Consider the following 18,602-nt stretch of genomic DNA (forward strand, 5'->3'; position numbering starts at 1 on the left):
TCTTGTCCGTTTCGGTTGATATCAAATCTTTTACTCCCTTTTGAAAATAAAATAGCCATGCATTTAAAAACACATGGCTATTAATTCGTATGTCGATTAACTTTATAGTTTCTCTATCACTTCCAAGGGAAGATTTAAGCTTTCTGCTATTATTTGACTGGAAACACCAGCTTTTTTTAATGAATTTGCTGACTTAAGCTTCTCAGCTTCTGCCTTGGCATGTTCTTCTTCCTGTGCTTTTTTTATTGCATAATCAAAAGCATTCTGGGTATCCCATTTGGCTTTTAAACTTGATTCGTACGCCATACGTTCCTCCTTTTTTAATTTAGACACCTCTCCTATCTTAAAGATAAGCTTAAAAACTCGCTTATCCAAAAACTTCGGTATCTTGTCCATATTGCTCATGTGCTTGAGGAGGTAGAACTGTTCTGTTGGCCCATATTCCAGATCTTCAATGTATTTTTCGCCTTCAAACAGGTCATTTAGGAATCCAATCAGTATTTCCTTATTGGGTTCACTTCCGAAGTAATGACGGAAACCCCAGTCACTTAACGGGTCAATAAATTTTCCAGCCTGTGGGTAGGTTGTTTTGGTCATAAAAAAATAGATTTTGGTTATCAGTAAAGATAATAAAAAAACATTTATTGACTAATATTTTTAGCAAAAAAACATTATTTGATTGATATCAATTGTTCATATTTGTAAAAGGAATATGGAATAGTATTTTTGTGGTAAGATGAAGCTATACCTTGTTGTTCCGCTAAACTTAGCCAAGTTATACGTTGATATGGTGCTTATTCGAGCATTGTTATTACTATCAATCCTAAGTGTGGATATCAAAGGATACTGTCAAACCAATGATACTCTCATTAACGCAGGAAAATATAAGCTTCATTTTCATGTTATCAAGGGGGTTGGAACACCGATTATATTTGAGTCGGGTGCTGGAAATGACGGAACCATATGGAAAGATTTGCTACCACTCCTAAAAAAGCGAACTGAAGCTCCTTTGATAACTTATGACAGGGCTGGATTTGGTAAAAGTGAGATAGATTCAACCAATTTAAATATCACTTCAGAAGTAAGAACGTTAAACGAGGTTCTTAAAAAACTAGGCTATTCGGACTCCTATTTTTTGGTTGCGCATTCTTTAGGTGGAAACTATGCTATGAAATTCATTTCGGATAATAAAAAGAAGGTGTTGGGAGCCGTATTTATCGATATAGTTTCTCCTTATTTTATGACCAAAGAAAGGGCTAAATATACTAAAAACCTGTTCGCGGACAGCTTAGAAGCCATTAAAAAGGAAAGCATTGGATTCTATCACCTGGTTCTAAATTATGAAAACACGAGCGAAGTAATGAGACGGGTTTCGAAAAATATTAGCATCCCATTAACTATTATCGGATCTGACAGAACCCCTTTCGAGGGAACAGATCGGACAGATTTCAGACAATCCCTTAAAAAATTCGCTGAAGATAAAGGCAATAGAAAGTATGTATTTGCTAAAAACTCTGGGCATTACATTTTTTTGGACAGTCCGGATATTGTGATCAATGAAATTGTTAGTCAATATAAGGCTGTATTCAAAGAATAGATAGTTGCGAGATAACTAAATATAGTCTTAAGGGCCGTGCTATGGAGCCTGCAAAGGCAGCTAACGATGCCATGAGAGTAATATTAACCAAGTATAAATTTACTTCGATAAAAAGATTTATGCAGTGGATACGCTGCAAGCCGAACGGTAAGTACAAAGATTGCATTTCAGGAAAGGATTTCGTATCATTACTGCATATTAACCATAGAATTACCAAATCATGAACAAAGCAGATTTAATCGAAATCGTCGCTAAAGAGGCGGGCATTTCAAAAGCGGCAGCAGAAAAAGCAGTTAATGGTTTTACCGGTGCCGTGACCAGCTCATTGAAAAAGGGAGAGCCAGTAACTCTTATTGGTTTCGGCACATTCTCCGTAGCACAACGCGCGGCACGTAACGGCAGGAATCCGGCTACAGGCGCACCGCTGAAGATCAAGGCAAAGAAACTGGCCAAATTCAAAGCGGGAAAAACGCTGAGCGAAGTTGTTGCCAAAGCTAAAACAGCAAAATAAGTATAAGTCCGGAGTGGCCCGTCCATCTGCCATTTCGGCACCTATCATACCAGAGTTAGCCCAACCTGATTTTTTGACCTTTCAAATTTTCTGATCTCTCAGGTCTATCCTTTAAATTAGTGCGTTCAAGCCATCATAATTACCCCATAGCAGTATTCGAAAAGTATTATTTATTTTTGTTGATACCTTATTATTGTAAACATGGTAGGCCAGTACTATATATAAAATCATATAAACAATTACAAAAAACTACCCACAGACACTGCGATAAAAAATGAACAAAAAGACCAACAGGAGACAGAAAAGAGTTTTTTCATAAAAACAAGGTAAAACCGCATTTATTTAAGTAAAAAAACAGTTCTTACACCAGCTAAAAAAAAAAGTTACCATACGCTGACGCTGTAGGCTGGAAACCTTTAATTTATTAATTATATATATTTGTTACATGCTGGCCAGCATAGGCATACCCCGAAAAGCCATAAAAGAGTCGGGACACAGGCAAAAAACTCTTGTTATGAAAACATCAGGGTTTATTCAAACCACACAGGGGGACGAATAAACCGATCATGCGACCTCATTTATGCCAATGAGAGAATCACTCATACCACCGAAGGCAGCATGAATGCCTCTAAAAAATTGCCAATGATGAACAAATAATTATATACAGATGAAAAAATTAGATTTAAAAGACCTGGGTGTAGAAGAAATGAACAATGTCGAATTACGAACTATAGAAGGTGGCGGTCTTAGCGACGCTTCCGGTTTAATAGGTAGTATTGAAAGTATCCTAAACGACATTGTAGGTTTCGCTCAGAAAACATTACAGTCCGTTCTCGGCATAATTGGTGGATTATTATAATCATCTGTTAAAAGGTTTTGTAACAGTTATCCTTTATACGGATATATTTGGGGATGGTTAGATATGAGATGAATATTAATTCGACGGTTGAAAACATGAGACGGGGAGTAATACCGGATTATCTCATCAAGTTAAATGGTAGGGGTATCGTGGCCAATCGGGAGGCATCAATAAGGTCAATAGTCTACGTTCAGCGTCTTGCAAGGTAATTCTCAGTTTAAAACTGCTAAACTAAGAATTTTAATTATCTCCCCCCCAAATTTTCCGTATGATCCCGAAAACGTCCTTTCCATGTGTTAGATTAGTCATCTGGCAGGCATAATGAATATAATCCTTAAGTTGGGTATAGCACGAATTTTCCACGAAAAGAACGAAGGATTATCAGTAAGTATCTATACCCGAACTAATGATGGTGACCTATATGCCATTGATGAGAACCTAAAATCGAAAAGAAACGACAATTATCCCCCTTTTATAAGAAAGTATAGTTAACTCTTGATATTAGCTATAATTATGATCAGATACTCTAAACATTCAAAATATATCAAATTAATATTGTATTTCACTGAGCGGTTTTGCAGAAAACTTATTTGTATCAGTTGGTCTTAATGAAAGATCAAACCTTTTGCCAACAGTTTTAAACTTCAAACCAACCAGAATGCTGTCGCCTTCTATTTTGAACGCAACAACTTCCATAAACGGTTTTGGATTCTTCCAGTTGTTCAATATGGAATCTGTCAATGCCTCAGGATTTACAAAGCTAATCTCCTCCCCGTTTACAGTGAATGGCTTGTTGAGTTTAATTTTTTCTGATCGCATGACCATCATCGGGGTATCATTAAATTCTTTGGGGAATTTATTGTTGTCAAATAAATACTGGGTAGCATACGCAATAGTCTGACTAGTATCAATCGTGGTATTTAGTTCTGATTGCTTCGTATCCGTTGCACTATTATTGCAAGCTAAGCAACCTAAACCAAGGATTACAAAAAACAATCTGAATAATAATATAGGAACTAATTTCATTTGTTGCTAAGTTAAAATAATAATCATCTATTTTTGGTACATTCTATAGGAATATTGGCTCGCATTGTCTTTATTTATAATAATGCCAAAAGATGAATTTTCAAAGCCTAAACCATATTCGTAATTGCGATCAAGATTATTTGCAAACCGGGCCTGATGAACGAATTCGTGGAGTAGCGTAACACCCAGTAGAAAAGCTGTTGCTTGTTGTGTACTTGTAAGATTAGCTGCTTCAAGCCCCCTTACCCAACTTGCGTTAATGTTTACCACGTTTGGGTTTTCAGACCCTTTAAAATAACCATATTCAGAACTGCTGCCCAAATCTTTAATGACAATCTCAGGGCCTTTTCCGAACTCGATCTTGCTTAAGATTTCTGCTTCTGTGAATCCAGACCACTTAACAAGTGCCTCCATTACTTTTTTGTCATTTTGCACAAAAGATTTTAGTTCTTTTACCATAGTTGTAAATCTAGGATATTTTGATTGATCAATGTCCTTCATTACAAATCTGTTCGCTCCCAGTTCTGTCTTTGTCGGTGGAGCACTTCCACCTGGAGTACCGGGTTGAACCGGTATTGGCGTTCCTGGGTTCGTTACAGGGCTAGGAATTCCAGGTCCATGGGGATCAGGCCCTCCAGGAAAGGGATCTGTAATTGTAACCTCTTCCAACCACCCTCCTGGTTGAGGATCTGAACCATCATCGTTACAGGGACCTGGGTTACCGCCGCTACCGGGAGATCCTGTCGTGCCCTGATCAGGGTTGGTGCTACAGCTTGTATTGGCGCTCATTGTGGAAAGCTTTTGTAATTGGCTAACACTATTATTGTATTCTCCAGAGATGATGAAATCTCCATTGCCCGTGTAAAGATTCATTTTTGCGTCACTTTCATAAGGATTTGTCAAGAACTCCTTTATTAAGGCCTCGCGCTGACCTGATTGACCTACTGCTATACTTAGCTCCATAAAACGGGAATCAGCATAATACTCGTCCCGGTTTACTAGCTTCACGTTTACAATTGGAACACCTTTTGAGTTTTTACTGATTGCTGCTGTCTCCCAATCTGGTTGGTAATCACTTAAAGCAAAATCTTTAGCCTTTCCATCTTTTGCATTCTTACTGTGTTGGCTGTACCATTCGATGGCACTTTCAACCAAAGGATTTAAAGATGTTTCATCTGTGGCCTCTGGGCTAATGGTTTCTTCTTTTTGACAGGAAGTGATACTGAACGCGAGCAAGACAAATATGGTCAATAGTTGCCGTAATCTCAAAGTAATTTCGTTTTTCATAAAATTATAATCTGTACTCAATCTATTTTTAAGAACGGCGCTAAAATATAATTTAACCCCACTCAGAAAAATTAATTACACAGATACCCTTTTTCACTACACGAACTACAGTCTATCCTTGACGAAATATATTTAAAGTTTGCAATAATACGACAGGATGGCGGAATGGTAGACGCACGAGAAAGTGTAGATCCCATTAACGGCATCAATAATATGACCGTATCTAAAACATCTCCATGTCCTGATATCTTAAAAGCTGACATCGTTTGTTTTGATATTCTAATTTTTTTAGTATTTTTGATTTAACAAATCAATAACCATAAACTTAGCAGTGGCTGCTACTGCAGTTATAGTAACGACTAAACCGAAATAATGGCAAAATCCGAGACCGAAAATAACCCATCTATGATACCCGACGAGGTAGTTATCAGTAAAATATATCTCATTCGAGAACAGAAAGTAATGCTGGATAGCGATTTAGCAGAACTTTATGGGGTGGAAACGAGAAGGTTGAAGGAGCAGGTACGCAGAAACTTGGTTCGTTTTCCGCCTCATTTCATGTTTGAACTCTCCCGAGAAGAATATCAAGAAATTCTAAGATCGCAAAATGCGATCTTAGAACAAGGTGCTTATTCCAAATATTTACCTTTCGCTTTCACCGAACACGGCTTGCTGATGCTATCTAACGTTTTAAAAAGCGAAAGAGCAATCTCAATGAGCATTCGCATCATCGATGTTTTTATAAAGATGAGAGAAAAGCTTTCCAGTCACACTGAGCTTTATCTCGAAATAGAACATATTAAAAATGAGATAACAAAGCAAACAAAAAGGCAAGACAATCAGGATAAAAATATAGAGCTGGTATTTCAATATCTAGATGAATTGGCCGATAAAAAGAACACCATGGCAGCAACCCAATCAGAAAGAAAAAGGATTGGATATGTACTAGGAAAAGAAAATCAGAATTAAACACTTGAATGCCGTATAGGTTTTTTTGTACTTCTTCGGCATCGAAACATGATAGGGAGGGTTTCTACGAATACACGATATAGACAATAGAATGTATGTGTTTGCTAAAAATTCTGGGCATTACATTTTTTTGGACAGCCCGGATATTGTGATCAATGAAATTGTTAGTCAATATAAAGCATCATCCAAAGAATAACAGATCCACTTGAAAAACGAACTGCTAGTATGATCGCTTGAGATCATCAAGATACTCACTAGTTGGTGATGGCTTATGGAATTAACCTATCGATACAGATCTTCTCGCATAGATACCAAAAGCCTCTCTGCTTTTACAGCGTCGACATCTACTGGCAAAGAGCTGACTTTATATGCTTGTTCTATTTGATGTATTAAGTCGTCTGCTTTCTTCATCAACTCATCGTAATCGTAATAACCTGCTTTAATCTTTAATAATTCTTCACGGTTAGGTCTTTCTACGTTTAATCTTCCCAACGTTAGTATTTCTGCTGCTTGCTCTAAAAGACGGATAGTATGCATCATATTTTTCGCATCATATGGCTTTCCGTGTTCACGATTGCTTTGGTACCGTACTTCGTTTCTTTTATCAACCCAGTCCCAATATTCTTTATAGGACTTACAGTAGGAAGAATAGCTTTCTTTGTTAAGGAATAGATAGGTCACCGGGAGTTCGCCTTTGGGAATGGACGACAAGCTTACCTCGTTTGCATCGTCATATGAAACAATACCTTTGTACGCTAAGATACCTTCCTGGTCATAATAAAGTGCATAAAGGCCCTTGGCGTGTGCAATATTAACCAGACCACATCGATTCTGTATCAGTTTCTGCTCGATGAGCCATGTTGTTAACGGCTTACTTAGTGCCCCTTCTACAATGTAACAGAAGTCGATAACGCTCTTACGACCCCTCTCCATCGGGTTCATAATTTTTTTATTCAATCCGCTGGCTTTTTTAATTTGTGTTATGGCATAACCACCAAAGGTATCCTTACATTGTTTTGATAGGAATTGATCCAACCGCAGTCGTTCAATTATAGGGTGTTTATGTAAGATGCACGATGCTGGAGTAGCCAGCAATTCGAGGATATTTGGATTATTCTTAATAAGTAGGTCAACAAACCTGCCTAACTCATAATACACCTCATCGTTCGTTTCATTACTTACTTGAGGAATGTATTCTAAACCAAAAAACTGTTCCTTTGGAAGATAAAACACCCCTTTAATATCGGTATCTGATGCGGCCGTATCCAATCCATAAGCTTTGCTCCCACTTATGCATTCAAAAAGAATTAGATTTCTATTCTTAAGCTCTTTAATATTCATACTGATCCAATTGGTTGACAAAAAATTCGTCAAGCGGGCCATAATCAAACCTCTTTTTTTCAAATCCCTTGGAAGCGTCTTCACAATAGCGATAAGTATCTATTATATAGCTCTGTAACGATGTTGGAATTTCTATTACGTACGACTCCTCTTTGGTTAGCTTTAAAGCGATTAATTCCTCTGTAAGGTCTTTCAGTTCTGTAGGCATTAATGTTAAAAGCGGATTGATCATCATGGGCGGAACGCTGTTTTTTTCCACACACCACAGGGCAGCCAAAAGTGGTCTTAAAACATAAAAAAGCTTTTTAATACGGATCTCTCTTCCATTTACCGCAGTATCTAAAGCCCCTTTTGAAATGCCCAGATAGTGATGGGTTTGGGTACGCCGGGAAAAATAGCTAGTCCCAAGATTGACTAAACGCTGTGGGAAACGCTCTTCCTCCCTATATATTATTGGCGACTGAAGCCACTCAAACGGTGTGCTGTTAGACTTATATAAAAGTTGCAGAACCTTTCGCAGATCCCATCCGTTAATATCCAGTTCCTCGTTTATAGGAAAATCGAGTTGATCAGTCTGCTCGGCAATAGACAGGTAATATTTCATGGGTTTTAGATAAATAAAACGCACATCATAATCACTATCGGGTGATGGAAACTGCCAGCCACGACTCCCTGATTCACAGGCAAACAGGATCTTAATATTGTTATTTGCTTCTATCTCTTCAAGCTTTTCAAAAATATTTTGTCTTACAGTTTGATCTATTTCTATCATTACATGTTATCAGTGCCTGCAAGTTAAAAAATATAGATTAATTTATATTTAGTAAAAAGTTGGCGTGTTCGATTTTTCTGGATTTTTTCTGTTTTACGAATTTAATCCTCTGGTTTTTCCTTCGCATCGGCCATCCTGACTATCCTCGGCTCAAATTTCGCTAACACTTCAACAAGATCATTTTGCGCGGCCATCACCGTGTGGATATTTTTGTATGCCATTGGTGAATCGTCTATATCGCTCCCCATTAATGTAATACGTTTATCAATAAAACATTGACGGCAGCACAATTACCTTTCTAGCATTCCTTTCAGTATGCATTCCACATTCATTCTGTCAGACAAATCCCCATACCACCATTTTACCGGTATAATTGCTGTATCATGGGCCGAAATCAATTGTATCTGATGGGATATAACTTATCTTCAAAAACGATGAATGATGGTTTAGCCTTCTTAGGGTAGCTAAACAATAGCATGCGTTTGGCGATTTCATTTTCCGAAAGTTTTAATCTCGATTTTGCTGCAAAGACAACTTTACTAGTAAGATATGCTGATACTAGCGGATATTTTTCTTTCTTTACAGTATCTATAAGGTAAAAATCCTCCAAATTGATGATTTTCTCTGTCTGTCCTGAGTTGTTTGCACTAATATAGGTAGCAATAAACTTGTGCCCTCTTGCCGGAACTAAAGAACGTATCCATCCACTTTGTCCTCCCTGCTCGACCATTTTGTATATCCCAATAGTTACATCATCGTCATACTTAATGTCGTTTTTTCCTAATTTATATTTAACAGCACAAGAGGACACAAAAAATAAAAACACAAAAAGGATAAGTTTAGAAGTTAGTTTTGAGATTAACATAAGTTTTGAGGTTAAGGTTGTAGTGTACAAATATTTTATAGTTTAGCTTTTACGAAAAAAGAGGAAATGAACCAAACAAAAGCAAGCTGACATCAGCTAATTTGTCTGTGTTTTAACCCTGCCTCCGATAGTGATGGCGGTAATGATTCTATTCATACAGGTATCGATTATCCTAAAATGGATTAGACTGGTTTAGGGTCTGGTAATAATTTAACTGTTGATTTTTTTGTTAGTTTAAATGTTTTAGTTTGACAGTACTAATGTAATAAAGTAATCAGTATTTCGCAAGTATTTGAGAAAATATGAGAAACACCTTCACTTCCCTATCTTAATTTTCATCGTTTAATAGTTTCTTTACTAAAATAATCTACCTGAGGTAGTAGTGAGTAGTATGTTCAATTATTCTCATTCTTTCCCCTCAAAGCTCACTAGCTCTTTATTTACCTCATCCAATAACTGTTGTTCGGTTGGCAAATAAAGTTTGTATTGACTTGCAACAATTTGCTTTTGCCCTTCAGGCAATGTAAATTTCACAACAGCATCGTTCTTATTTGCACAAAGCAATACCCCAATCGTCGAATTTTCGTGCGGTAGTTTTTCAATACGATCATAATAATTGACATACATCTGCAACTGTCCTATATCTTGGTGTGTCAACTTAGTGGTTTTTATTTCTATGATGACAAAGCACTGTAGTAAGCGATTATAAAATATTAGATCAGCGAAAAATTCATCTCCCTCAATATGTATTCTCTTTTGCCTCGCCACAAATGAAAATCCATTACCCAGCTCAAGTAAAAACTCCTGAAGGTGCGTAATAATTGCACTTTCTAAGTCCTTTTCATAAAAAGAGATTTCCCTTTTCAAACCAAGAAACTCTAAAAACATAGGATCTTTAATAATTTCCTTCGAGTCGGAAGGTAGTTTTTCATTTTTGGCTACCGCTATAACGCTTTCCTTGTCATTACTCATCAAAAGACGTTCGTATAGGCTGCTGTAAATCTGTCTTTCCAGCTGGCGCACGGTCCAGTTATTTTTAATCCTCTCAGCAATATAGAATTGCCTTTGATCATCCGTGTCTAAGCGCAGCAACAATTTATACTGACTCCAACTCAATTGCGAATACAGTATGTTCGCAATTGGAAACGTACGAAAAAATTGTCTGAAGAGCTCTATCTGCCTTTTCGAAAAACCACTACCATATTCGGGCTCTAACTCTTTCGCAATATATTCAGTAAGATATTTACCATATTCCGCTCTCTCTTTTTCTAACTGCTCTTCTTGAAAAATACGTTTCCCGATATGCCAGTACATGAGTGTACGCTCGTGATCAACAGCACGAACAGCCTTCTCTTTTGATTGGGAGATTATAGCTTTTAGATCAGCTATAATGGATTGATTTACAAGCATATTTTTAGATCTAGGATGTCAATTTTGTTGAAACACTAGTTTTATAAGGTTTTGTTTAGATTGTTGACTAGTCTAAGACAGTAATTTTTGTGTAGTTTCTGATTATAAATGGGGAAATTTATATAATTAGGTAAAACGCTTTCTTCTATAAAGCTATTGGTAACAGTACATATACACTCTTTTAAAATTTTATGATAGGCTTTTTGTACCTCTTCGGTACCGAACACAATAAGGTTTCTAAGCATGCGCGATATAAAAATACGGGTGTTGCTTCTGGGATGAATCCGGCAAGCGTTTTAACCAACCTAAGATATTCTGGTTTACGCATTGATCCCATCATATATAAATATGAGCGTTAAGTGATCTCACTTATAAATTTGTTCGATATAATACTTGATAGCTATCGGGATGGCACCAATTAACTCAAGAATAAACCCCGATGGGATCAGTAGTAGATACGCCCATATTGGAAATTTGAATTTAGGTGTTCCCTTGGGAAGCACTTCCAAGGCAATTAGTACTTTATTTTTATAATGCCATATAATAAGTAACGTCAATAGCAAATAAAATGGGATTCTTATCGTAAACGAAGTATATAATCCCATGAAGGTCATGTCCCACATTAAGATGTTCAACCAGATAGGAATAGATACAAATGCGCCAATAATAGCCGTACGATTATAAATGAGTAACCCCGCAGTTAATATTTGAGAGACGCCAATAAATGATTTAAATGGTTCGTGGGCGGCCAAGTACCATGAAACTCTCATCAAATCAATTTCTTTCAATGGTTGATTCATAGTGGCTTCTGTTACTCCAAACTGGCCATTTGTTAGCTTAGACCAACCATATTTAAGCAAGTTAAATGCTAACCATACCCTGAAAACTAAGATTAGATAATCCCAAATTAGTGCTTTATCGATTTTGCCAGTCATTGTGATGGGGGTTATCTTAGTGTTTATAAAAGTAATGCCTGTTAAAACAAATGTAATACATTTTAAACAGAAATGGCATTCGTTCCATGTGTTGATTACATCAAGACAATGTGGCTTTTCAATCAGCTTCTTCTTTCAGCTATCAAACGGAATAAAAGCTAGGAATAGTGCAGGCAACTTAATAACTTGCCTTTACCTTTCATGAAAGCATAAAGCGTCAAATACTTGCAACTCTTAAAATATGTAAAGGACCATTATTTGGTGCTAATAATTTTATTCATATGTAGAGGTTTTCTGATTTGGTGTTGTTGATGTCTGGATTGACGTACTATCACGGTTATGAACGAAAACGGACGTTTAGTGTTCGGATTCGAACAGTTTTATTGGATCGATAGTTACCCTGTGATCCGGATACGCAACATATCGCTTATGGCAAGTTTTTTGACTTTCCTTTATCAATATCAACGCGCAAGATTATGATAAAGACACTTTTTAAAATTTCATGGAGAAATCTTTGGAAGAATAAATCCTTTACGCTGATTAATATAATAGGTTTGGCAATTGGTATGGCAGCATGCCTACTTATTTATACTTACATCAGGTTTGAATTGAGCTATGACAAATTCAATAGCAATGTTGATAGAATTTATCGTTTGTCGGCAGATATAAAACTTCCGAAAGAAACACTTCGGGAAAGCTATTCTGCTTCAGCAATGGCTTATCAGCTGGCTCAGGATATGCCTGAAATAGAAGATTTCATGCGTTTATCTCCAACCAGTCTGTTAGTACTCAAAGACAATAATAAATACCAGGAATCTCGAACATTCTATGCAGATTCTTCTCTTTTTTCTGTATTTGATCTGCCGTTGATAAAAGGGGATGCAAACACCGCCTTAAAAGATCCTTTCAGTGTTGTCTTATCAGCCTCTACAGCAAAGAAATACTTTGGAGAGGAAGATCCTATTGGAAAAACATTACATATTATGCAAGATGCCAAGCCTATAAAAGTAACGGGTGTTATGGCAGATATGCCACTTGCCTCCAGCTTTCAGGCAGACCTGTTCGTTTCTATAGGTACGTACGGTAAAATATTCAAGTTTCCGGTAAATGATATGTGGGCGAATTTCACGAACGTGTCGTTCCTTCTGCTAAAAAGAGGAACTGATGTCGATCAGCTTGCTAATAAACTACCTGGTTTCTTGAAACAAAGAGTTCCACAAGAACTTAAAGAAAGCAACATGTCCTTTACACTACATTTGGAACCCCTAAAAGATATCTATTTAAGGTCAGATCGGATAAGCCATGATAATTTTCAAACGGGAAACCAAAATAATGTTTATATATTCTCCATCATCGCATTTTTTATTTTACTGATAGCGGCCATTAACTTTATTAACCTCACTACGGCAAAGGCAGTTGAGCGATCAAAAGAAGTTGGTATCAGGAAAGTCGCCGGAGCGCATAGAGCACAATTGATCATGCAATTCCTCGCAGAGGGCCTGATTGTTAGCGTTTCTGCCTATCTTGTTAGCTTGCTCTTAGGACAGCTGTTTCTGCCGGCATTTAACGCACTAGCGGGAAAAGAAATCGCTCATACCGTTTTCGAACATTCTAACCACCTTGTGTTGCTATTAGCTGTTGCGTTTTCAGTTGGCTTACTGGCAGGTTTATATCCCGCTATTGTATTATCCAGTTTCAAGCCTGCCGGCGCGCTAAAAGGTCGGTATATATCATCCTCCAATGGAATTCGGCTTCGTAAAACGCTTGTTGTTGCTCAATTCACCATCTCCATTGCGCTCATCACAATTACGATGATTGTTTACAATCAGCTGCATTTTATGCGGAATAAATCGTTGGGTTTTGATAAGAAGCAAACGTTAGTTGTAGAAACGCGCTTTGATACACAACAGGAAGCGTTTAAAACAGCACTTTCAGATATTCCTGCGGTTAAAGGGGCATCACAGTCAAACAGCATACCTGGTGCTATTAGTAATATGTTCTATACAGAGTTGGAAAATAGTAATGGCGATATGCAGGCTGGCACCATTGATCAATATGTTATTGACTATGAATTCATCTCGCAATATGGAATGAGCATAATGGCCGGTAGGAATTTCTCGAAAGACTTCGGCGATGATACAACTACCCGGATCCTGATAAATGAAGCTGCTGTACATAATTTGGGATACACGAATAACGATGATGTTATCGGTAAAAAGTTTAAATTTAACACGAAAGGAAAAGTTGGTCAGATTATAGGAGTAGTGAAAAACTTTAATTTTCAGTCGCTGCGTCAAGATATCAAACCTTTGAGTATGGCGCTCGGAAAAGGAAATTTTTCCAATTACATTTCCATAAAGCTTCAAGGGAATGATTTATCGGCTACGATGAAAACAATTGAAGATAGATGGAAGCAAACCATTCCCAATCGACCTTTTAATTATTTCTTTGCGGATGAATATGTAGATCAACAATATAAGGCCGAGGTACAATTCGGTAAGTTGTTCCTGAGCTTTACCATGTTTGCCATTTTTATTTCCTGTTTAGGCTTACTTGCACTTACGGCATATAGTGCGCTTCAGCGGCAAAAGGAGATTGGTATCCGGAAAGTTTTAGGTGCAAGTATTACGACGATTGTAAAACTTTTATCTGCTGACTTTCTCAAACCGGTGTTTATTGCACTTTTTATATCCACACCGATCGTCTGGTTTGCGATGAATACCTGGCTGTCGAATTTTGCTTACCATATTGACGTTGAATGGTGGATATTTGCGTTGGGCGGAGCCTTAGCTATCGTTATCGCTTTTATAACCATATCTTTCCACTCAATAAGAGCTGCTATTATAAAACCTGTAACAAGTTTGAGGGATGAATGAGAGATGAGCCACCTGTATAAAAAATAAAAGCCATCTCTTTTGAAAGAGACGGCTTGTTTATCTATTATTGGATATCTTTTAATTCTTTTTCTTAGCCAAATCTGTACGGACTTTTTGAACGAAATCTATAGAAACGATAGCGAGCTGAGCGATCTTAGCATCGCTGAACTTTGTCTCCAAAATCAGATTACTAACAACTTCATAGCTTTTCTTTTCCGTTGCTTCCCTTCTTACCGAATCAAAGGCATTCTGGGTATCCCATTTGGCTTTTAAACTTGATTCGTACGCCATACGTTCCTCCTTTTATACTTTAAACGATTCTATTTCTTCTTTAGAAAAACCTGTGGCTTTGGAAATATCTTCAATAGAAACACCTAGCTTTTTAAGTTCTAAGGCAATTTTACGCTTCTCGGCTTCTGCTTTAGAGCGCTCCTCTTCTTGCGCTTTCTTTATTGCATAATCAAAAGCATTCTGGGTATCCCATTTGGCTTTTAAACTTGATTCGTACGCCATACGTTCCTCCTTTTTTAATTTAGATACCTCTCCTATCTTAAAGATAAGCTTAAAAACTCGCTTATCCAAAAACTTCGGTATCTTGTCCATATTGCTCATGTGCTTGAGGAGGTAGAACCATTTATCTCGCTCACTCTCCAGCTGAGTCCCATTTTTAGCAAAGTTAGGTAACTCCATGAATTTAAAACCCAATTTTTTGTAAAAAATTTCACCGGTAGATTTATCAGCTAATGCTATATCATGAAAATATTGTTCTTTTTCACGTTCATCCATCTGAAACTCCAGTACAGCAATGAGGTATACTTCCGGTAGTTGATAATTATTGAACACCTTTCCTTTTGGCAGCTGCCTTTGGATAAGACGTGATGTATAATATAATGCCCTGTCTTTAAAATATTCCTGCCTGATACGTTGCATCTCTATAATAAAGAATTCTCCGTTCTTTCCCTTACAGTGCAGATCAAATATTACACGCTTATCGTCTCCATCATCACCGTCATGTTCTGTTGGCCCATATTCCAGACCTTCAATGTATTTTTCACCCTCGAACAGGTCATTTAGGAATTCAATGAGAATTTCCTTATTGGGTTCACTTCCGAAGTAATGACGGAAACCCCAGTCACTTAACGGGTCAATAAATTTTCCAGCCTGTGGGTAGGTTGTGTTGGTCATAAAAAATAGATTTTGGTTTAAGTAAAGATAATAAAAAATTATTTATTGACTAATATTTTTAGCAAAAAACACTTTTTTTCTATGTATTGACCTGGATATTGGCTGCTTTGTACTTTGTTTGCATGTTTAGTACGGGATGGTATTTTGGCAAAAAAGCAAATCAATCATTACCGATTGCTTCCCTCACCTTCCGATTTCATCTCTATACATTCATCATTTTTAGTTTTATTTCACTTCTGTGGTTTAAATTGAATCTTGCCGGAGTCCATGAAAATTTTGAAAGCTTTAAAACTGGAACCTTTATCTGGTTAGTCATACTCTTGCTCCATTTTGGCATATATTTACTAAAAGGTAGAAATACGATAAAAGGGATAGCCAAAACAGATATGACAGGATAAAACGATATATCCCCTGATTTTATTATATTAGCGCTGACTGACAATGGCGATTGGATACAGATAGTGAAGTTGATCAATGATTATAAACCAATTATCGTGTTAATAATGAAATCTGACGCATAAGCGCCATCTTCCATGCCTTTGATAAAATGAGCCACCTGTATAAAAAATAAAAGCCATCTCTCCTATCGGAAAAACGGCTTTACTATATCTATTAATATATAATCGTTTATTTCTTCTTTTTAGCTAGATCGGCACGTACTTTTTGAACGAAGTCTTCAGAAACAATAGCGAGCTGAGCGATCTTAGCATCGCTGAACTTTGTCTCCAAAATCAGATTACTGACAAATTCATAGTTTTTCTTTGCCTCTCCTTCAGCTTTCCCTCTTGCTTCACCCTTAGCTTCACCTCTACGGAACAGTGGATCCCGTTCTTCTTTAAAAAATTTTGTTATCGTTTCCATAGCTATATCCAATTGATTCTCTAAATTACGCAATTGTACTAACACTCGCAACTGATTAAAATACTTTGCCGGTTTGAAGCATTTTTGTTGAAAATTCTCCTGCAATGATAGCCTTTTTTCCGTCAATAAAAATATTGTCAATGATGGCAGAAAGCGCTAGATCTGTGAATACTCCGCAGGCTGAAGAAATGTGGATGTTATCTTAGATACAAGCTTTGAGTCTGCATATTCCGGAATCGCACTGATTTTCTTCCATTCAGGATCAGCACTAAAAGATTTCCAGTGCTGGTGGTGCGCGGCCATATCATCGAAGGTGACCATATAAATAAGGTTCGGTCGGGCCTCTCCTATGATCGTTTCTCCAAAGAAAACCGGCTTAAAACCTAGCCGTTTGAAAATGTCAATCTCCCCTACGTCATTGAACATCTCACGTTTCTTTGTTCCTGCCGCCTCACTCGCATGCTCATATCTACGCAGTTCGAAAATACGTTTATCTTTCGGCGGGAGCTCTATGCCAGGCATATTTTTAAAGGCTTTAAGTAAGGAACTTTTTATACGCTCATATGCCGGTTTTGTTGCTGGAGCATTCAGATAGGCAGCACCTTCTGTAATATAAAGTTTATCTTGTTCAAGCCTATTATTTATCGTTTCAAACTCGTGTAGTGATTGATAAGGAATTAGCACAATCAATATTGATTGTCCCGAAGGCTTAAGTTCGGTAAATACACCGATGTTTGCAATGCCCTGTCTGTTCAATGCAGGAATTGCTGCTTTTTCAAGATAGCCTTCCACCAGGCGCTGCTGGTTAGCATCCTTTAATATATAGGTTCTAAGTTCATAATACATGTGTGTCTTATTGTTAGGTTTAAGTTGAGCAAATCCAATCTGCGGTAGTATTGCGGCAGCAGCACTGCTTATGATTGATGTCTTTACAAAAACACGTCTTTTCATGTTAGATGTCAGTTTAACAGAGATAATATTTTACAAGGATAACAATTGCATCTATTTGCAAGTTTCAATCCACCAAGTTATTAAAAATTGGGTGTTTCTTATTTAGTAACCAAATCTTGTCATAAGATACTGAAATTCCCGTCTTTATCTATTGTAGATGAATTCTTTTTCCAATATCCATCCACTTGATTTGTTCTAATGCTTCGGGGTGCTGTTCTCTTAGTATTTTTTCAGGATAGTAGATTGGTTCGTCGCTTAAATCAAATGTTCCATAGTGCATCGGCATCCAATGTTTTGCTTTTAGGTCTTGAAATGCTTTTAACGCATCTGATGGTCCGGTGTGTGCAGAACTCATAAACCACCGTGGTTCATAAGCACCGATACCTATCATAGCGATATCAATTGAATAGTCATTTCCGATGTCGCTAAAATGTTGTCCATAACCACTGTCGCCAGCAAAATAGATTGTCGTGTTGGTTAATTTGTCTTGTATCATAAATGAACCCCAAAGTTGTATATTTGTATCATTAAGCCATCGTCTTGACCAATGTTGGCTGGGCAAATAGTCAATCGCCAGATTATCTGCTGTCTTGAATTGTTGGTACCATCCTGCTTCTTGGATTTGGTTTTTTATACCCCAACCCTTTAAGATTCTACCAATTTCTAAACCGGTTAAAATGATGGCATTAGGATTATGTTTACATATTTGGATCACACTACTTTTATCGATATGGTCACGGTGATTATGAGATAATAGAAGGTAATCTACATTTGTCAATTCAGGAATGTGAAAAGGCACTTTTGTGTATCGTTTCATAAACCTGTTTGGCGCAACCACCGGATCAATCAATAACCTTAAGCTATTTGTATCGATAATAAAGGAAGCGTGACCGATAGGAATAATTGCATGTTGACTTTTATCATTGATTGCTTCGATAGTCTCCCAATGCAATGGAGATTGCTGATTTTTTTTCAGATTTGCAAGTGGCTTGGCTCCTCTCATCCATCGCCATACATCGCCAAAATTTTTTATATCATCGCCATATAAGTTTGTATATAACCCTTTACTGTTTAATTTGTTGCCTGTCCAATTGGATTTTACAAATTTCAGATCTTTATTAAATGTATTCAATCCCATGGGGCTAATTTAAAAAGTT

General features: G+C 37.2%; 20 protein-coding genes. 6 read left to right on the forward strand and 14 right to left on the reverse strand.

Features of this window, described 5'->3' with window-relative positions:
• Positions 1 to 102: 102 nt before the first annotated feature.
• The gene (locus tag BMY50_RS05435) at positions 103 to 597 is read right to left on the reverse strand and encodes a PD-(D/E)XK nuclease family transposase (RefSeq protein WP_093319810.1); all 495 of its coding nucleotides are present in this window, start codon (positions 595 to 597) and stop codon (positions 103 to 105) included.
• Positions 598 to 736: 139 nt separating this feature from the next.
• Here BMY50_RS05435 and BMY50_RS05440 point away from each other — a divergent pair, with 139 nt between their 5' ends.
• The 3 genes from BMY50_RS05440 to BMY50_RS05450 all read left to right on the forward strand — a co-directional run bounded on the left by BMY50_RS05440 (position 737) and on the right by BMY50_RS05450 (position 2,967).
• Complete coding sequence (locus BMY50_RS05440) at positions 737 to 1,597, forward strand: alpha/beta fold hydrolase (RefSeq protein ID WP_093319814.1); 861 nt, start codon at positions 737 to 739, stop codon at positions 1,595 to 1,597.
• A gap of 220 nt (positions 1,598 to 1,817) precedes the next feature.
• Entirely contained in the window at positions 1,818 to 2,108 is a 291-nt protein-coding gene (locus BMY50_RS05445) for an HU family DNA-binding protein (RefSeq protein WP_093319818.1), read from the forward strand.
• A gap of 667 nt (positions 2,109 to 2,775) precedes the next feature.
• Positions 2,776 to 2,967, forward strand: a complete 192-nt coding sequence (locus BMY50_RS05450) for a hypothetical protein (protein WP_093319821.1) — start codon at positions 2,776 to 2,778, stop codon at positions 2,965 to 2,967.
• A gap of 549 nt (positions 2,968 to 3,516) precedes the next feature.
• On the opposite strand, the gene BMY50_RS05455 is transcribed toward BMY50_RS05450, so the two are convergent.
• On the reverse strand, positions 3,517 to 3,993 hold the full coding sequence (locus BMY50_RS05455; protein WP_093319825.1) for a hypothetical protein: 477 nt from the start codon (positions 3,991 to 3,993) through the stop codon (positions 3,517 to 3,519).
• 27 nt (positions 3,994 to 4,020) lie between these two features.
• On the reverse strand, positions 4,021 to 5,280 hold the full coding sequence (locus BMY50_RS05460) for a hypothetical protein (protein ID WP_093319829.1): 1,260 nt from the start codon (positions 5,278 to 5,280) through the stop codon (positions 4,021 to 4,023).
• Between the two features lie 372 nt (positions 5,281 to 5,652).
• Here BMY50_RS05460 and BMY50_RS05465 point away from each other — a divergent pair, with 372 nt between their 5' ends.
• On the forward strand, positions 5,653 to 6,249 hold the full coding sequence (locus BMY50_RS05465) for an ORF6N domain-containing protein (protein ID WP_093319834.1): 597 nt from the start codon (positions 5,653 to 5,655) through the stop codon (positions 6,247 to 6,249).
• 282 nt (positions 6,250 to 6,531) lie between these two features.
• Here the strand turns inward: BMY50_RS05465 and BMY50_RS05470 are convergent, their stop codons facing one another.
• The 5 genes from BMY50_RS05470 to BMY50_RS05485 all read right to left on the reverse strand — a co-directional run bounded on the left by BMY50_RS05470 (position 6,532) and on the right by BMY50_RS05485 (position 10,637).
• Positions 6,532 to 7,590, reverse strand: coding sequence for a nucleotidyltransferase domain-containing protein (locus BMY50_RS05470; RefSeq protein WP_093319838.1), 1,059 nt, complete (start codon positions 7,588 to 7,590; stop codon positions 6,532 to 6,534).
• The gene (locus tag BMY50_RS05475; RefSeq protein WP_093319843.1) at positions 7,580 to 8,362 is read right to left on the reverse strand and encodes a nucleotidyltransferase domain-containing protein; all 783 of its coding nucleotides are present in this window, start codon (positions 8,360 to 8,362) and stop codon (positions 7,580 to 7,582) included. Before BMY50_RS05475 ends, BMY50_RS05470 begins: the two co-directional genes overlap by 11 nt.
• Positions 8,363 to 8,463: 101 nt before the next feature.
• Positions 8,464 to 8,610 (reverse strand): RtcB family protein, encoded by a 147-nt coding sequence (locus BMY50_RS27910; RefSeq protein WP_238383667.1) that lies wholly within the window; start codon positions 8,608 to 8,610, stop codon positions 8,464 to 8,466.
• A gap of 146 nt (positions 8,611 to 8,756) precedes the next feature.
• The gene (locus BMY50_RS05480) at positions 8,757 to 9,227 is read right to left on the reverse strand and encodes a hypothetical protein (protein WP_093319848.1); all 471 of its coding nucleotides are present in this window, start codon (positions 9,225 to 9,227) and stop codon (positions 8,757 to 8,759) included.
• Between the two features lie 405 nt (positions 9,228 to 9,632).
• Positions 9,633 to 10,637: a PDDEXK nuclease domain-containing protein gene (locus BMY50_RS05485; protein ID WP_093319853.1), complete on the reverse strand. Its 1,005-nt coding sequence runs from the start codon at positions 10,635 to 10,637 to the stop codon at positions 9,633 to 9,635.
• A 191-nt stretch (positions 10,638 to 10,828) separates the two neighbouring features.
• Between BMY50_RS05485 and BMY50_RS28100 the strand changes: the two genes are divergently transcribed.
• Positions 10,829 to 10,996, forward strand: coding sequence for a hypothetical protein (locus tag BMY50_RS28100; protein WP_162276539.1), 168 nt, complete (start codon positions 10,829 to 10,831; stop codon positions 10,994 to 10,996).
• A 6-nt stretch (positions 10,997 to 11,002) separates the two neighbouring features.
• Here the strand turns inward: BMY50_RS28100 and BMY50_RS05490 are convergent, their stop codons facing one another.
• On the reverse strand, positions 11,003 to 11,572 hold the full coding sequence (locus tag BMY50_RS05490; RefSeq protein WP_093319857.1) for a hypothetical protein: 570 nt from the start codon (positions 11,570 to 11,572) through the stop codon (positions 11,003 to 11,005).
• A 476-nt stretch (positions 11,573 to 12,048) separates the two neighbouring features.
• Between BMY50_RS05490 and BMY50_RS05495 the strand changes: the two genes are divergently transcribed.
• On the forward strand, positions 12,049 to 14,448 hold the full coding sequence (locus tag BMY50_RS05495; protein ID WP_093319862.1) for an ABC transporter permease: 2,400 nt from the start codon (positions 12,049 to 12,051) through the stop codon (positions 14,446 to 14,448).
• A gap of 78 nt (positions 14,449 to 14,526) precedes the next feature.
• Here the strand turns inward: BMY50_RS05495 and BMY50_RS05500 are convergent, their stop codons facing one another.
• The 5 genes from BMY50_RS05500 to BMY50_RS05525 all read right to left on the reverse strand — a co-directional run bounded on the left by BMY50_RS05500 (position 14,527) and on the right by BMY50_RS05525 (position 18,583).
• Positions 14,527 to 14,739, reverse strand: a complete 213-nt coding sequence (locus BMY50_RS05500) for a hypothetical protein (RefSeq protein WP_093319870.1) — start codon at positions 14,737 to 14,739, stop codon at positions 14,527 to 14,529.
• 12 nt (positions 14,740 to 14,751) lie between these two features.
• A complete protein-coding gene (locus BMY50_RS05505) occupies positions 14,752 to 15,633 on the reverse strand; it encodes an Rpn family recombination-promoting nuclease/putative transposase (RefSeq protein ID WP_093319873.1) in 882 nt (293 codons plus the stop codon).
• Between the two features lie 627 nt (positions 15,634 to 16,260).
• Entirely contained in the window at positions 16,261 to 16,494 is a 234-nt protein-coding gene (locus BMY50_RS05515; protein ID WP_162276489.1) for a hypothetical protein, read from the reverse strand.
• 156 nt (positions 16,495 to 16,650) lie between these two features.
• Positions 16,651 to 17,445 (reverse strand): NIPSNAP family protein, encoded by a 795-nt coding sequence (locus BMY50_RS05520; RefSeq protein WP_093319882.1) that lies wholly within the window; start codon positions 17,443 to 17,445, stop codon positions 16,651 to 16,653.
• Between the two features lie 148 nt (positions 17,446 to 17,593).
• The gene (locus BMY50_RS05525; protein ID WP_093319885.1) at positions 17,594 to 18,583 is read right to left on the reverse strand and encodes an MBL fold metallo-hydrolase; all 990 of its coding nucleotides are present in this window, start codon (positions 18,581 to 18,583) and stop codon (positions 17,594 to 17,596) included.
• Between the last annotated feature and the right edge of the window lie 19 nt (positions 18,584 to 18,602).

It is taken from the genome of Olivibacter domesticus (assembly GCF_900109575.1).
Classification (GTDB): domain Bacteria; phylum Bacteroidota; class Bacteroidia; order Sphingobacteriales; family Sphingobacteriaceae; genus Olivibacter; species Olivibacter domesticus.

What these genes read in the sequence shown, in the direction of transcription:
- BMY50_RS05495 (WP_093319862.1), top strand. Translation starts at nt 12,049, where the DNA reads ATGATAAAGACACTTTTTAAAATTTCATGGAGAAATCTTTGGAAGAAT.
- BMY50_RS05490 (WP_093319857.1), bottom strand. Translation starts at nt 11,572, where the DNA reads ATGACTGGCAAAATCGATAAAGCACTAATTTGGGATTATCTAATCTTA.
- BMY50_RS05470 (WP_093319838.1), bottom strand. Translation starts at nt 7,590, where the DNA reads ATGAATATTAAAGAGCTTAAGAATAGAAATCTAATTCTTTTTGAATGC.
- BMY50_RS05455 (WP_093319825.1), bottom strand. Translation starts at nt 3,993, where the DNA reads ATGAAATTAGTTCCTATATTATTATTCAGATTGTTTTTTGTAATCCTT.
- BMY50_RS27910 (WP_238383667.1), bottom strand. Translation starts at nt 8,610, where the DNA reads ATGGGGAGCGATATAGACGATTCACCAATGGCATACAAAAATATCCAC.
- BMY50_RS05515 (WP_162276489.1), bottom strand. Translation starts at nt 16,494, where the DNA reads ATGGAAACGATAACAAAATTTTTTAAAGAAGAACGGGATCCACTGTTC.
- BMY50_RS05485 (WP_093319853.1), bottom strand. Translation starts at nt 10,637, where the DNA reads ATGCTTGTAAATCAATCCATTATAGCTGATCTAAAAGCTATAATCTCC.
- BMY50_RS05460 (WP_093319829.1), bottom strand. Translation starts at nt 5,280, where the DNA reads ATGAAAAACGAAATTACTTTGAGATTACGGCAACTATTGACCATATTT.
- BMY50_RS28100 (WP_162276539.1), top strand. Translation starts at nt 10,829, where the DNA reads ATGATAGGCTTTTTGTACCTCTTCGGTACCGAACACAATAAGGTTTCT.
- BMY50_RS05500 (WP_093319870.1), bottom strand. Translation starts at nt 14,739, where the DNA reads ATGGCGTACGAATCAAGTTTAAAAGCCAAATGGGATACCCAGAATGCC.
- BMY50_RS05525 (WP_093319885.1), bottom strand. Translation starts at nt 18,583, where the DNA reads ATGGGATTGAATACATTTAATAAAGATCTGAAATTTGTAAAATCCAAT.
- BMY50_RS05505 (WP_093319873.1), bottom strand. Translation starts at nt 15,633, where the DNA reads ATGACCAACACAACCTACCCACAGGCTGGAAAATTTATTGACCCGTTA.
- BMY50_RS05475 (WP_093319843.1), bottom strand. Translation starts at nt 8,362, where the DNA reads ATGATAGAAATAGATCAAACTGTAAGACAAAATATTTTTGAAAAGCTT.
- BMY50_RS05445 (WP_093319818.1), top strand. Translation starts at nt 1,818, where the DNA reads ATGAACAAAGCAGATTTAATCGAAATCGTCGCTAAAGAGGCGGGCATT.
- BMY50_RS05435 (WP_093319810.1), bottom strand. Translation starts at nt 597, where the DNA reads ATGACCAAAACAACCTACCCACAGGCTGGAAAATTTATTGACCCGTTA.
- BMY50_RS05520 (WP_093319882.1), bottom strand. Translation starts at nt 17,445, where the DNA reads ATGAAAAGACGTGTTTTTGTAAAGACATCAATCATAAGCAGTGCTGCT.
- BMY50_RS05465 (WP_093319834.1), top strand. Translation starts at nt 5,653, where the DNA reads ATGGCAAAATCCGAGACCGAAAATAACCCATCTATGATACCCGACGAG.
- BMY50_RS05480 (WP_093319848.1), bottom strand. Translation starts at nt 9,227, where the DNA reads ATGTTAATCTCAAAACTAACTTCTAAACTTATCCTTTTTGTGTTTTTA.
- BMY50_RS05440 (WP_093319814.1), top strand. Translation starts at nt 737, where the DNA reads ATGAAGCTATACCTTGTTGTTCCGCTAAACTTAGCCAAGTTATACGTT.
- BMY50_RS05450 (WP_093319821.1), top strand. Translation starts at nt 2,776, where the DNA reads ATGAAAAAATTAGATTTAAAAGACCTGGGTGTAGAAGAAATGAACAAT.